General features: G+C 72.1%; 12 protein-coding genes and 1 riboswitch. Of the genes, 4 read left to right on the top strand and 8 right to left on the bottom strand.

Features of this window, described 5'->3' with window-relative positions; all coding sequences use genetic code 11:
• Positions 1–101: 101 nt before the first annotated feature.
• Positions 102–220: riboswitch (SAM riboswitch) on the top strand.
• A gap of 37 nt (positions 221–257) precedes the next feature.
• A complete protein-coding gene (locus AC3ANM_RS04670) occupies positions 258–1364 on the top strand; it encodes a hypothetical protein (protein ID WP_488286977.1) in 1107 nt (368 codons plus the stop codon).
• Positions 1361–1714 (top strand): hypothetical protein, encoded by a 354-nt coding sequence (locus tag AC3ANM_RS04665; RefSeq protein ID WP_488286976.1) that lies wholly within the window; start codon positions 1361–1363, stop codon positions 1712–1714. Before AC3ANM_RS04670 ends, AC3ANM_RS04665 begins: the two co-directional genes overlap by 4 nt.
• Positions 1715–1788: 74 nt before the next feature.
• Here AC3ANM_RS04665 and AC3ANM_RS04660 read toward each other — a convergent pair whose 3' ends face one another.
• The 4 genes from AC3ANM_RS04660 to AC3ANM_RS04645 all read right to left on the bottom strand — a co-directional run bounded on the left by AC3ANM_RS04660 (position 1789) and on the right by AC3ANM_RS04645 (position 7295).
• On the bottom strand, positions 1789–2532 hold the full coding sequence (locus tag AC3ANM_RS04660; protein ID WP_488286975.1) for a hypothetical protein: 744 nt from the start codon (positions 2530–2532) through the stop codon (positions 1789–1791).
• Between the two features lie 245 nt (positions 2533–2777).
• Positions 2778–4403, bottom strand: coding sequence for an APC family permease (locus AC3ANM_RS04655; RefSeq protein ID WP_488286974.1), 1626 nt, complete (start codon positions 4401–4403; stop codon positions 2778–2780).
• A 222-nt stretch (positions 4404–4625) separates the two neighbouring features.
• A complete protein-coding gene (locus AC3ANM_RS04650; RefSeq protein WP_488286973.1) occupies positions 4626–5873 on the bottom strand; it encodes a DUF445 domain-containing protein in 1248 nt (415 codons plus the stop codon).
• Between the two features lie 210 nt (positions 5874–6083).
• Positions 6084–7295 carry a globin domain-containing protein gene (locus AC3ANM_RS04645; protein ID WP_488286972.1) on the bottom strand — a complete coding sequence of 404 codons (1212 nt, stop codon included), beginning with the start codon at positions 7293–7295 and terminating at the stop codon, positions 6084–6086.
• A gap of 63 nt (positions 7296–7358) precedes the next feature.
• Here AC3ANM_RS04645 and AC3ANM_RS04640 point away from each other — a divergent pair, with 63 nt between their 5' ends.
• A complete protein-coding gene (locus AC3ANM_RS04640) occupies positions 7359–8120 on the top strand; it encodes a helix-turn-helix transcriptional regulator (protein WP_488286971.1) in 762 nt (253 codons plus the stop codon).
• A 190-nt stretch (positions 8121–8310) separates the two neighbouring features.
• Positions 8311–9396 carry a hypothetical protein gene (locus AC3ANM_RS04635; RefSeq protein ID WP_488286970.1) on the top strand — a complete coding sequence of 362 codons (1086 nt, stop codon included), beginning with the start codon at positions 8311–8313 and terminating at the stop codon, positions 9394–9396.
• A gap of 108 nt (positions 9397–9504) precedes the next feature.
• Here AC3ANM_RS04635 and AC3ANM_RS04630 read toward each other — a convergent pair whose 3' ends face one another.
• The 4 genes from AC3ANM_RS04630 to AC3ANM_RS04615 all read right to left on the bottom strand — a co-directional run bounded on the left by AC3ANM_RS04630 (position 9505) and on the right by AC3ANM_RS04615 (position 12530).
• Positions 9505–10020, bottom strand: coding sequence for a DsrE/DsrF/DrsH-like family protein (locus AC3ANM_RS04630; protein ID WP_488286969.1), 516 nt, complete (start codon positions 10018–10020; stop codon positions 9505–9507).
• Positions 10021–10042: 22 nt separating this feature from the next.
• Positions 10043–10357 (bottom strand): TusE/DsrC/DsvC family sulfur relay protein, encoded by a 315-nt coding sequence (locus AC3ANM_RS04625; RefSeq protein WP_488286968.1) that lies wholly within the window; start codon positions 10355–10357, stop codon positions 10043–10045.
• Between the two features lie 10 nt (positions 10358–10367).
• Positions 10368–11639: a type III sulfide quinone reductase, selenoprotein subtype gene (gene sqr, locus AC3ANM_RS04620; protein WP_488286967.1), complete on the bottom strand. Its 1272-nt coding sequence runs from the start codon at positions 11637–11639 to the stop codon at positions 10368–10370.
• Positions 11640–11735: 96 nt separating this feature from the next.
• Positions 11736–12530: a TetR/AcrR family transcriptional regulator gene (locus AC3ANM_RS04615; protein ID WP_488286966.1), complete on the bottom strand. Its 795-nt coding sequence runs from the start codon at positions 12528–12530 to the stop codon at positions 11736–11738.
• Positions 12531–12637: the final 107 nt, after the last annotated feature.

Raw genomic sequence — 12637 nt, 5'->3', positions numbered from 1 at the left:
GTGACCACCGACAGAGGGCGTCTCGCGGCTGCACCTGCGCTCGACGCGCCGGGGCCGCGGGCCTGAGAACCCTTGTCAGCGCTGGGGTCTACCGTGGAGGTGGTCCTGAGCTGACGGCATACAGGCTCCCGCTGGCCGTCACGGCAACCGCGCTTCCGCACACGGTGCCCCTGGGAGAAGACCCGACTGTCCGGCACCGTGCCGGCGGTACGAGCGGCAGGCGCGGGTCACCCGCGCCTCGAGGTGTGGGGGTCAGCATGGCTGGCAACAGTTCACAGCAGTCCGGGCGCAAGATCCCGGAGGTCAACAGCTGCCTGAGCCATCGGCGCGGGCACCAGATGCACTGGATCCCGGTGCGCCGGCACTTCGCCGACCGCGAGCCGGCGCGGGTCCTCGGGTTCGAGGGGGACGTGGTGCTCGTCCAGATGCCCGACGGCGCGCAGCGGCGGTGGTGGCACCACCAGCCCGCGCGGCTGCGCGCGGTGGTCCAGCGTCACGGACCGGAAGCCGAGGTCATCCCTGCCCTCGACGGGCTCATCTGCGGTGGCCACTGGTTCTCCTGCGCCGACGCCGACGACGAGCTCACGCCGTGCGCGATCGAGCTGCCGGACGCGCGGGCGACGCTGCGCCGGTGGCTCGCCGGCGAGCTGTGGGCCGGCCGGGACAGCCTTGCGGTCAGCTCCGGCTGGGGACGGACGACCCTCACCCGCCGGTATGACGCGTCCACCGGTCGCGCGCACCTCACCTGCGCCACGCCGGGGATGGTCGTGCCTCGGCGGGACCGCCGTGGCGCCGGGGTCTTCGGCACATGGACGCCCGGGGTCGACGGTGGGGCGGACCTGACCGTGTCGTTCACCGTGCCACCGCGGCTGGAGGACCGTCGGGAGGCCTTGACGCTCGCCGCGGCAGCCGACCTGGTCCACACCGCCCTGGCCGAGTCCTCGGGCTGGTTTCCGATGAGGCTCCTGTCGAGCGTCGACAGTCCCGCCAGGCTCGCCCTGCCGCTGCTGCAGGACCAGATGCTGTGGGACCTGCCGGGTTGGGCCTTCGAGCACGAGGACGCGGGCTCGACCGCCGAGCTCGGCACCCGTGCCCGCCTGAGGGTCGCCATCGCGCCCTCCCGTTGGCTGGGCGAGGGGCTCCGGGTCGACGTCGAGCTGCCCGGCCGCACCCGTCCGCCCGCGGGCGAGGCGCACACCTCCTTCGGGGCGTGGGCCGTGGGCGACGACGGCCTGCGCTACTCGGCGTTCCTGAGCAACGACCTGCTCGCCGCGGTGCCCGACTTCCCGGGCAGTGCGCACGTGCTGACGCTCATCATGGGCGGGCTGGCCGAGCTGGTCGACGACGCCCTGGACCGGCCGTGACGTTCCTGCCCACCGAGGCGACCCTGGTCGGCTTCGGGGTCGCGACCGACGGGGGCTGGCACCTGACCTTCGCGCTGCCGGGGTCCCCGCACCTGCTGCGCCTGGCCGTGGCGCGCGGCCGATCCCGGTTCTGGGCGGTGGATCCGGAGGGGTTCCTCGACGACGTGGCACTGCCGCGCCCGGAGCTCTGGGGCTTCCTGCCGTCGGGCACCGACCCGGTCGAGGTCGCCCGGGTGCTGCGTGCCGTGAGCCGTCGGCTCATCGAGCGCCACGAGCGCACCGGGGAGGTGCCCGAGACGCAGGAGCCGCCGGCGCCCAGCGGGCCGTCCTACCTCTCACCCGGCGCCTGAGCCGCGCGTGAGCCCGAAGGTCGAGCTCACGCGCGGCCCGGTGTCCGCGACCCCACGGATCCACGTGCCCGGGGTCAGCCGCCCAGGGCCGCCTTCACCGTGTCGGCGTCGGTGGTCGCGGCCGCGAGCGCGGTGTGCCCAGCCTGGAGCGCGGTGCGGGCGCTGCGCTCGGCGGTCACCAGGTCCGTGTGGGACGCGGTCGGGGAGAGCGCCAGGATCGCCGTCACGACGCCGCTCGCGCTGCTGTCGACGGTGGCGAGCTGGGTGGTGAGGTCGGTCAGGGCCGCCGTCAGGGCCGTGGTGTCGGTGCCGGCCTGGGTCGCGGTGCCCACCTGCGTCTGCAGCGCGGTCACGCTCTGGGCCAGGGCGGCCGAGGCGCTCTCCTGCCGGTCGGCGGCCAGCACGACGACGTACTGCGCGTGGGCGACCTGGCCCGTGCGGACCGCGGCCTGTCCGAGCTTCTGGAGGTCGCGTGCCGTCGCGGCGGTCTTCACCGCAGAGGTGTCGGCGCCGAGAGCCGTCAGGGCGTTCGCGGTCGCGGCGGCGAGGGCAGCCTTGTCCGTGGTGTTGAGTCGGGAGGACGCGTTCTCGGTGGCGAGGAGCCTGGTGACGGAGCGGGTCTGGGCGGCGATGACCGCCGTCGTGCCCTTGCGCAGGCCGGCGAGCTTGTCGTGCTTGGCGCCGTGGGAGGTGGCGGCGTGCTTGCCGTGGTCGGCCGGGTGGGCCGACGCGTGCGAGGCCGCCATGGCGGCGGAGGGGGCAACAAGGCCGGCCAGGCCGGCGAGGCCGGCGGCGGCACACAAGGCGGTCAGGCGCATGGGTGGAACCTTTCGCGAAAGACCCTGCCCGGGGTGGGTGCGGGCGGGTCACGGGGGGAGGGGCGGGACGACCCCGTCACGCCCTGTCGCGGTGGCCCCCGGCCACGGCCCAGCGGGTGCGCCGGTGTCCTCCCGCCTGCGACGGTAGGCAGCGGGGCACCGGCCGCGGGTCGTCTTTACCCAATGCAGACGCGTCGGGCACGCGAGCCTGAAGCTCGCGTGCCCGACGACGGTGCGGTGCAGACCTATGCGGTGACGAGGTCACCCTCCTCGGCGCGCTCGTCCTCGAGCACGGCCTCTTCGCTGGCGCCCTCCATGCCGGAGCGGGCACCGAAGTGGTAGACCGCGAGGGCGAAGACGGCCACGACGGCCAGGTCGACCCAGGCCGGGATGACCTTGTCGCCGCCGAACTGGCCGAGCTTGGAGATGACGGCCAGGCCCAGCAGCCACGGCAGCACCCAGGCCGAGGCCCGGAGGTCCAGCACCGGGCGCTCCTCGGCGGGCGTGCGGACGTAGTTGATGCCGAACAGCACCAGGCCGATGAGGGCGGCGATCACCAGCTTCTCGTCGGCCTTCCAGCCGGACCAGTAGACGATGAAGTTCGCCGCAATGAAGGCCAGCGGGCTCAGGATCGACGCCGCAGGGAGGCGGAACGGGCGGTGCCGCTCGCCGTCCACGCGGCGCAGGGCCCCGAGGGCGACCGGCGCGAAGCCGTACATGATCGCCGTCGCGGAGGTCACCAGTCCGACCAGCGACTGCCAGCTCGGGAATGGCAGGAAAGCGATCTCGCCGACGATGAACGCCAACAGGATCGAGGTGAGCGGCACGCCGCGCAGGCTCACCTTGGCGAGGCCGCGAGGCAGGTGTCGGTTGTGCCCCAGCGCGTAGGACAGCCGCGCCGAGGTCCCGACATACAGCAGGCCCGTCCCGGTGGGGGAGATGACCGCGTCGATGTAGAGCAGGGCAGCCAGCCAGCCGGCGCCGATGCCCGTCGCGAGGGTGGCGTATGGGCCGAAGTCGCCCTTGCCGATCGGGTTGGCCCAGCCGTGGGCGAGGTTGGCCGGGTTGATGGCGCCGATGAAGGCGACCTCGAGCATCAGGTAGATGATCGTGCCGATGACCATGGCGGTGATGACCGCGCGAGAGATGTCGCGCTGGGGGTTGCGCGCCTCGCCGCCCATCTGGATGGCCTGCTCGAAGCCCTGGAGGGCGAACACGACGCCGGCCGGCAGCGCCGCCATCACGCCGTGGGCGCCGAAGGGGGCGAACCCGCCGCCGGCGTGGAAGTTGGAGGAGTGGAAGGACATCAGCAGCAGCACGACGATCGTCAGCACCGGGATGGCCGTCTTCCAGATCACCGTGACCGTGTTGGTCTCGGCGAGCAGCTTGACCCCGACGATGTTGATGATGGTGAAGAGCAGCATCAGCACCGAGGCCACGATGAGGCCGGTGGTGCTCAGCGTCCCGTTGTCGTGGATCAGGCCGGGGAGCTTGTTGTTCGTGTAGGACAGCGCCGCCTCGACCTCGATCGGGGCGATGGTCACCGCCTGGAGCCAGCCCATCCAGCCGCTGGTGAAGCCGGCGATGGAGCCGAACGCGATGTGGGGGAAGCGGGCGGTGCCGCCGGAGACCGGGTAGGCCGCGCCGAGCTCGGCGTGCACGAGGGCCAGGACCGCCAGGAAGGCGCCGGCCATCAGCCAGGAGATGATCGAGGCCGGTCCGGCGACCTGGGCGGCGAGGAGGGCACCGAGCAGCCACCCGGAGCCGATGATCGATCCGAGGGAGACGAAGGTCAGGCCCCAGAACCCGACGTCACGTCTCAGTTTGGGGGAGCTTCCGGATCCGCTCGGGGCGGTCGTGGTCTGGGCCATGTGCTGGACCTCCAGGGGGATGACTCGGTGAGCCCATGTGCAGGGGGCACGGAAGTGGCCGGACGCTAGCAGCACAAACCGGGACAAAGGGAACCCTAATGAGGCGGGCGTCACAGCAGCCTCCACAGCCCGTTTTCAGGCCGTTCCCAGAGTCCGCCGACTCGTGTGGCGCAAGGGAACTGCGGGAAGGACGGGGTATGCCGCCCGGTCGCCCGGGCCGCCTCAGAGCAGGGTGGCGGCGGTGTGGATCAGCAGGCCGGCCAGGCCGCCGACGATGGTGCCGTTGATCCTGATGAACTGCAGGTCGCGGCCGACGTGCAGCTCGATCCGCTCGGCCGCCTCCTTGCCGTCCCACCGGTTGATCGTCTGGGAGATGACCGAGGCGATCTCGTGGCCGTAGGTCTTCACCACGTACTCGAGGGCATCCCCGGCGTAGGCGTCGACCCGCGCCCGCAGCCCGTCGTCGGTGACGAGGCGCTCGCCGAGCCGGCCGACCTCCTCGGTCAGCCGCCGGCGCAGCAGCCCGCCCTCGTCGCGCAGCGCCCGGGACAGGGAGGTGCGGATCGCGTTCCACACCGCGACCGCGGTCTCGCCGACCTGCGGGTGGCTGAGCAGCCGGGTCTTGAGCGACTCGGCCCGCGCCATGGTGTCCGGGTCGTGCTGCAGGTCGTGGGCCAGGTCGGTGAGCAGGTCGTCCAGCGCCTGCCGTACCCGGTGGTCGGGGTCGTCGCGGATGTCGCTGACCCAGGCCACGGCTTCCCGGTGGATCCGCTCGGCGACCCGCTCGTCCAGCCACTGCGGGGTCCACCACGGCGCCCGGTCGGTGAGCATCGACGCGACGGTCGCCTCGTTGGCGACCAGCCACGCGTGGACCTCGTTGACCGCCAGGTCGACGACCCCTCGGTGGGCCCCGTCGGCGACGACCTCCTCCAGCAGGTGGCCGGCCAGCGGGCTCACCGGCTCCTCGAGCAGGCCCGGCAGCAGGGCGTTCTCGATCACCGCGCGCACGTCATCGTCCTCGAGGCGGGCCATCGCGCGCTCGGTCAGGGCCGAGGCCTCGGCCACCACGCGGGCGCTGTGCCGGGGCTCGCTGAGCCACCGGCCCACCCGGCGGGTGACGTCCGCCGCGGCATACCGCTCGCGCACCGCCTCGGCGGTGAGGAAGTGCGTGCCGACGAAGTCCTCGAGGTTCTGCGCCAGAGCGTCCTTGCGCGTGGGGATGATCGCGGTGTGCGGCACCGGCAGGCCGAGCGGGTGCCGGAACAGCGCGGTCACCGCGAACCAGTCGGCCAGCGCACCGACCATGGCCGCCTCGGCGGTGGTGTTGACATAGCCCCACGCCCCGCCGCGTTGGAGCGTGAGGACGAAGACGGCCGCGGCCACGACCAGCAGCGAGAGCGCCAGCAGCCGCATCCGGCGCAGCCCGCGCCGCCGGTCGAGGTCGGCCGGGTCCGGTGCCAGGGTCGTCATGGCCCGATCCTGCCTCACCGAGGGTGCGCCCGCGGGTCGGTATGCGCGGTCGGGCGGCGTCCGGATGCCCGCCCACCGGCCGCGGGGTGGGTGCGTGATGACCCGGCGACGCACCTCTAAAGGGGGAGGGAGGTGCGCCGCCGGGGGTCGGGGGCTGCGGGCGTCGCCGCCCGCAGGGTCAGGTGGTCAGGTGGTGGAGGGGTGGGGCGGTCAGGCCGCGTCGGGGGCGCCGGCCCACAGGTCGGGACCGAACACCTCGTAGCGGATCCGGCTCGCAGGCACGCCACGCTTGATCAGGGCCGCCCGCGCGTCGCGCATGAACGGCAGCGGGCCGCACATGAAGACCTGCGCGTTGCGGGGGACCGCGACCTCGGCCAGGTCCATCAGCCCCTCGCTGGCCGCCCGGCACGCGCCGCGCTCGTCGACCTGCTCGTACCAGGTGTGCACGGTGAGGCGGTCGAGGGCGCGGGCGGCGGAGGCGACCGTCGCGTAGAGCGGGTGGTGTGCGGCCGAGCGGTCGGCGTGGGCGACGGTGACGGGCCGGCCGGGCTGGTGCGCCGACAGCTCGTCCAGGATCGCGGCCACCGGGGTGATGCCGACACCGGCGCTGATCAGCAGCAAGGGGTCGGAGCCGTCCTGCAGCACGACGTCGCCACAGGGTGTGCCCACGTCCAGCAGGTGGCCGGCCCGCACCTGGTCGTGCAGGAAGGTGGAGACCAGGCCGTCGGGGGCGCCGTCCCGTCCGCGCTGCCGGCGCACGGTGATCTGGACGGTCTCCGGACGCGGCCCGCTGGAGACGGTGTACTGCCGGGGCTGGCGCGTGCCGTCCGGCAGGTCGACCGCCACCGAGACGTACTGCCCGGGCCGGTGGGCCGGGACCGGCTCGTCGTCGACCGGACGCAGCACCAGGGTGACGACGTCGGTGGCCTCCTGGATGCGCTCGGCCACCTCGAACCGGCGCCACGGGTGCGCCGGGTCCACACCGGCCCTGGTGTAGAGCCGCGCCTCCTCGGCGATGAGCTGCGTGGCGAACAGCCAGTAGACCTCGTCCCACGCCTGCGCGACCTCCGGGGTGACGGCGTCGCCGAGGACCTCGCCGATCGCGCCCATGAGGTAGCGGCCGACGACCGTGTACTGCTCCGGGCGGATCCCGAGCGACACGTGCTTGTGGGCGATCCGCTCCAGGACCGGCTCGAACGACGGGGCGTCGGGGTCGACGAGCTGCGTGGCGTAGGCGACCACGGACGCCGCCAGGGCCCGGCGCTGGTCACCGTTGGCCTGGTTGCCGGTGTTGAACAGTCGCAGCAGCTCCGGATGGGCCTCGAACATGGCCGGGTAGAAGCGGGAGGTGATCTCGACCGCGTGCTGGGCAACGACGGCGGCCGTGGCCCTGACGACGGCGGCGGACTCGGCAGAAAGCATGGCGGTGCCACTCCAAAGGAGGCGCGGGAAGCTGACAAGTCACATTTTATTAGGATTGTTTCCGTGAAAAATACGCTGAAGCGCCTCACGCCGGCGCCGCCCGCGCTGACCAGCGGCGATGTCCCGACGGGGCCGCTGCCGGGCCCCTCGCGCCGCCGCCGACGGCCCCGCCTGACACGCGCCCGGGCCGCGGTCCTGCAGCGCCTGGCCGACCAGCCCGAGCCGTGCCGGGTCGCGGCCCTGGCGGCGGTGATGCGCCAGCACCCCAACACCGTGCGCGAGCACCTCGACGCACTGGTGACCGACGGCTACGCCACCCGGGTCGCCGCCGACCCGCACGGTCGGGGACGGCCGGCCTGGCTCTACGCGGCGGTGGACATGCCGGAGCCGGGGGAGGAGTCCGGCGCGGTCGTCCGCGAGTACGCCGGGCTGGCGGCCGCGCTCGCCGCGCACCTGGTGCGCGCCAGCGCCGAGCCGGTGCAGGAGTCGCTCGCGGCCGGGGCGGCCTGGGGGCACCAGCTGGCCCTGGCCTCGGGTCGGGAGCCGGCGCCCAACGCCACGGCCGCCCGGCGCCAGGTCGTGGCCATGCTCGACGAGATGGGCTTCGAGCCCGAAGCCGATGAGCGGGCGTCGGTGGTCAAGCTGCGTCGCTGCCCCTTGCTGGAGGCCGCGTACGAGCACCCCGAGGTCGTCTGCAACGTCCACCTCGGGCTGGTGAAGGCCGCACTGGAGGAGCTCGGCGCCGACGCCGGCTCCGCCGCGCTCACGCCCTTCTCCGAGCCGGGCGCGTGCCGCCTGGACCTGCTCCCGCGTCGCCGCAGCTGAGCCTCACGCCGGTATGCCGTGCCCCGCGCCGGGAGGTGCGGGGCACGGCATACCGGTGTTCTTTGCCTGATCTTGGCCTGTTCCTGACTAACCCGGCGAGGGAGCCCTCGTTGACCCCGTGACCGCCCATCGCGGCCGAAGTCACTGCAACGAAAGGCTCCTCGTGACCTCCACCAGGAACGACTCCGCCATGCCCCGACGCTGGCGGGCACGGGCGTTCGCGACGCTCGGCGCCTCCGTCCTCGCAGCCGGACTCCTCCCGGTCGCCGCGCACGCCGCCACCGTCCCCAGCCCCGGCGACCCGGGCGACGCGCTCAGCCACCCGTACCGGCACGGCCTGGTGCAGACCCTGGGCTCCACCGTGCCGAACCTCGGCCTGAACAACCTGCAGTACGGCGGCGGAACCGGCGGTGTGGGCGTCACGACCGGCGCCCCCAAGGTCTACCTGGTGTTCTGGGGCTCCCAGTGGGGCACCCAGGGCAGCGATGCCAACGGCTACACCACGCTCAGCGGCGACCCGAGCAACACCGCCCCCGTGCTGCAGGGCTTCTTCAAGGGCCTGGGCACCAGTGGCGAGAGCTGGTCCGGCGTCATGACCCAGTACTGCGAGGGCGTCACCCAGGGCAGCACCACCTGCCCGGCAGGCTCCGCGCACGTGGGCTACCCGACAGGCGGGGCGCTGGCCGGCGTCTGGGCCGACACCTCCGCCGCTGCCCCGGCGCAGGCCACCGGCAACCAGATCGGCGCCGAGGCGGTCAAGGCCGCGGGCCACTTCGGCAACACCACCGCGGCGTCGAACCGCAACGTGCAGTACGTCGTGCTCTCGCCGACCGGCACCCACCCCGACGGCTACAACACGCCGACCAGCCAGTGGTGCGCCTGGCACGACTACACCGGTGACACCACGCTGTCCGGCGGTGCGGTGAGCTCGCCCTACGGCGCGCTGGCCTTCACCAACGAGCCGTACATCCCCGACATGGGCTCCAGCTGCGGCGCGAACTTCGTGAACTCCGGTGCCGGGGGCGCCAACGACGGCGTCACCATCGTCGAGGGCCACGAGTACGCCGAGACGGTCACCGACCAGTTCCCCGCCGGCGGCTGGACCGACCTGACCGGCCAGGAGAACGGCGACAAGTGCGCGTGGATCTCCTCCGGGCAGGGCGCCTCCGCCAACATCAGCACCAGCACCGGCAGCTACCCGGTGCAGTCGACGTGGTCCAACGACTTCAACAGCGGCCAGGGCGGCTGCGAGATCGGGCACGCCACCGTCAGCTGACCACCAGGCCTCCCGCCGGTATGCCGTGCCCCGCACCTCAGATGCGGGGCACGGCATACCCGTCTGGTCGTGTGTCGGCCCGCGAACTGGCCTGCGCGGCAACGGTTCTCAGATGAAGAGGAGCTGGGCACCCTCGGTCTTCTCGATGAAGTCGCTGGCGCTGATGATGCCCTCGACCTCCTCGTAGAGGTCCTGCATCGTCAGGTGGTTCATGTCGGCCGACATCCGGCACGCCCACAGATGGCCGCCCGAGGCGACGATCTGCTCGAGGAACTCCGGGATCTCGGGGACGTCGAGCTCGGCGATGGACTTCTTCAGCTTCGAGGTCGCCATCGCGGTCATGCCGGGCAGACCGCCGAGGCCCTGCGGGATGTGCGTGGCGGTGTTGCCGAGCATGGTGAACTTCAGGTCGCCCATGGTCTTCTTGTTGATCATCTCGAAGCCCCAGAACGTGAAGAACAGGTGCACCTCGACACCCTCGCCGAGGGCGGCGTTGGCCAGGATCAGGCCGGGGTAGGCCATGTCGAGGCTGCCCTTGGAGCAGATGATCGCCAGCTTGCGCCCGCTCGGGGTGGCTTCGCCGAAGTCGGGGACGATGGCGGGGGAGGTGTCGAGCGTGGTCATGAGGGGCTCCATCTCCGGGTGCTCACACGCACCCTTGCGGCTTGGGCAGCCCGGCGACGTAGGCCATCTTCTTCGCGGGCTTCTGGGGGAACAGCACGAACAGCTGCTTGACCGGGATGCCGCCGACGGCCGAGATCCGGCGCAGCGTGGCCGTCTCGCCACGCTCGGCGAAGTCCTTGCGCAGGAAGTGGATCGCCGCCCAGTGCTCGTCGGTCAGGGTGATGCCGATCTGGCCGGCGAGCACCGTCGCGAGGTCCTCGTCCCACTCGGCGGGGTCGGTCAGGAAGCCCTCGTCGTTGACGTGGACCTGGTGGCCGTCAAGCGTGGTCACGGGCATGGTGCACTCCTCACGGGGTCGGGACGGCGTCCCGGTCGGTGCTGGGGGCGGGCGGCTTCTTGCCGACCATGGACATGCGCGACGGCAGGGGGAGCGGGCGTCCCGGGAGCAGGACGTTCCAGTAGATCCAGCGGAACGCGAGCTTGCCGAGGTGGTTGCCCCGGGTCTCCTTGAGCAGCTCCAGCGGCCCGACCGCGGGCAGCGGGTAGGTGCCGGGCAGCGGCTCGGTGTCGTAGTTGAAGTCGATGAGCAGGCCCCTGCCGTCGCCGGACTCGACGAAGCAGTTGGCGTGGCCGTCGAAGGACCGTGTCATGGGCAGGCCTTCGACGAGGTCCACGAAGTTCTCGACGAACACCTCCACCGAGAAGTGCGCAACCGACCCGGCCTTGGAGGTGGGGATGTCGTTGGCGTCGCCGACGGCGAAGATCGTCTCGAACGCCTTGGACTGCAACGTGTGCCGGTTGACGGGGACGTAGTTCAGCTCGTCTCCCAGCCCCGAGCGGGCGATGAAGTCGGCGCCCATGTTCAGCGGCACGGTGACGAGCAGGTCGAAGGGGACCTCGCGCTCGTCGTAGGAGACCAGGAGCTTGTTCTCGGGGTCGATGTGCTCGACGAGGAAGTCCGGCTCGACCGTGATCTTGCGGTCCTCGAGCATCGAGCCGAGCTGCTGGGAGGCGATCGGCTTGGTGAACGCCCCCGGCAGCGGAGTGACGTAGACCAGCTCAACCCGGTCGCGCAGCCCCCGCTCCCGCAGCCACGCGTCGGCGAGGAAGGTGAACTCCAGCGGGGCGACGGGGCACTTGATCGGCATGTCGGTGACGTGCACGACCAGCCGGCCGTGGTCGAACCGCTGGAGCGCCGCGGCCAGGGCCGTCGCGCCGTCGAGGGTGTAGAAGTCGAAGATGCTGCGCCGCCACTCCTCGCCCAGCATCCCCGGTGTCTGGTCGGGCCGCGGGGACGTGCCGCTGGCGATGACCAGGTAGTCGTAGCCCAGCCGGCGACCGTCGGTCAGCGCCACGGTGCGCTCGTGCGGGTCGACCCGGTGGATCTCGCCGAGCACGAGGTCGACGCCGTCGGGCAGGAACCGGTGCCGCGAGCGGACCACCTGGTTGGGCTGGTACGTCCCGAACGGCAGGAACAGGTAGCCCGGCTGGTAGGTGTGCCGGTCGTCCCGGTCGACCACGGTGATCGCCCACTCCTCGGGCGCCAACCGGCGCCGCAGCTTGTTGACGATCATGGTCCCTGCGGTGCCACCGCCCAGGACCAGCAGCTGCTTGGTCACGACCTGCTCCTTGCGCTCGGGAAGGTGTCCCTCCACGAGCCACGCTAGGAAGGTGTGCCGTGACCGGTTAGCGCCGAAGGTCCCCGGTGAGCGGGGTCACAGGTCCCTGGTGCGGGCCAGCTCCGTCTCGACCACGTCGCGCAGGCGCGGCCAGTCCTCGTCGAAGCCGAGGTCGCGGCCGTTGTCCTCCAGCATGGAGCGGAACAGCGCGCCGCTGCTGATGAGCCCGGCATCCATGTGGCGGAAGACCTCGAGGGTGACCGTGCCGTAGAGGCGCGCCCAGGAGCGGATGAAGATCCAGCTCAGCCCCAGCGGCAGGTCGGGGAAGTCGCAGGGGAGGGTGCCGTCGCGTCGCTGGTCCTGCAGGGCGGTCAGCAGCGCGGGGTCGAGGTCGGCGTCGGTCGGCAGGGCGAAGCGGTAGCGGTCCCAGAGCCGGCGGTAGATGTCGGCGAAGAACGTCGCGAACTGCGCACCGCCGTCCTCGGTGGGGTGGGTGGGGGTCTTGACCTCCGTCGTCGCGGTGTTGGCGAAGACCAGCCCGAACTCCTCGGGGTTGGCCAGCGCCCAGGCGCGGAAGGCCACCGCGGCGGCGAGGATCTGCGCGCCGGGGTCGTCCTCGGGGTGGCGGTCGCGGGCCGTCGTCAAGGCCGCCACGACGTCCTCGAACACCGCGCGGGCGACGAGCAGCATGAGCTCCTGGTAGCTGTCGACGTAGCGGTAGAGCGCCGGCGCCGTCATGCCCATCTCGGCGGCAATTCCTCGCAGCGACAACGCTTCCGGCGTCCGGAGCAGGCGACGGGCGACCGTGACGATCTCGTCGTAGGTGGCCTGCCGCTGCCGCTCACGCCGGGTCAGCGGCACCGCGCCGGCGACCGCCGGGTCCGCGCTCATCGTCATCCCTGCCCTCCGTCTGGATGAGGTCAGCATAAACGGTTGACAGCGAAGTTAACAGCGTTCACAGTGAACGGCGTAAGCGTTCGTGACGATCAGTAGCGGAG

Source organism: Oryzihumus sp. JJN4-3R (genome assembly GCF_057747915.1).
Note: the sequence above shows the minus strand (reverse complement) of the source record. Positions and strands in the feature narration are given on the sequence as shown.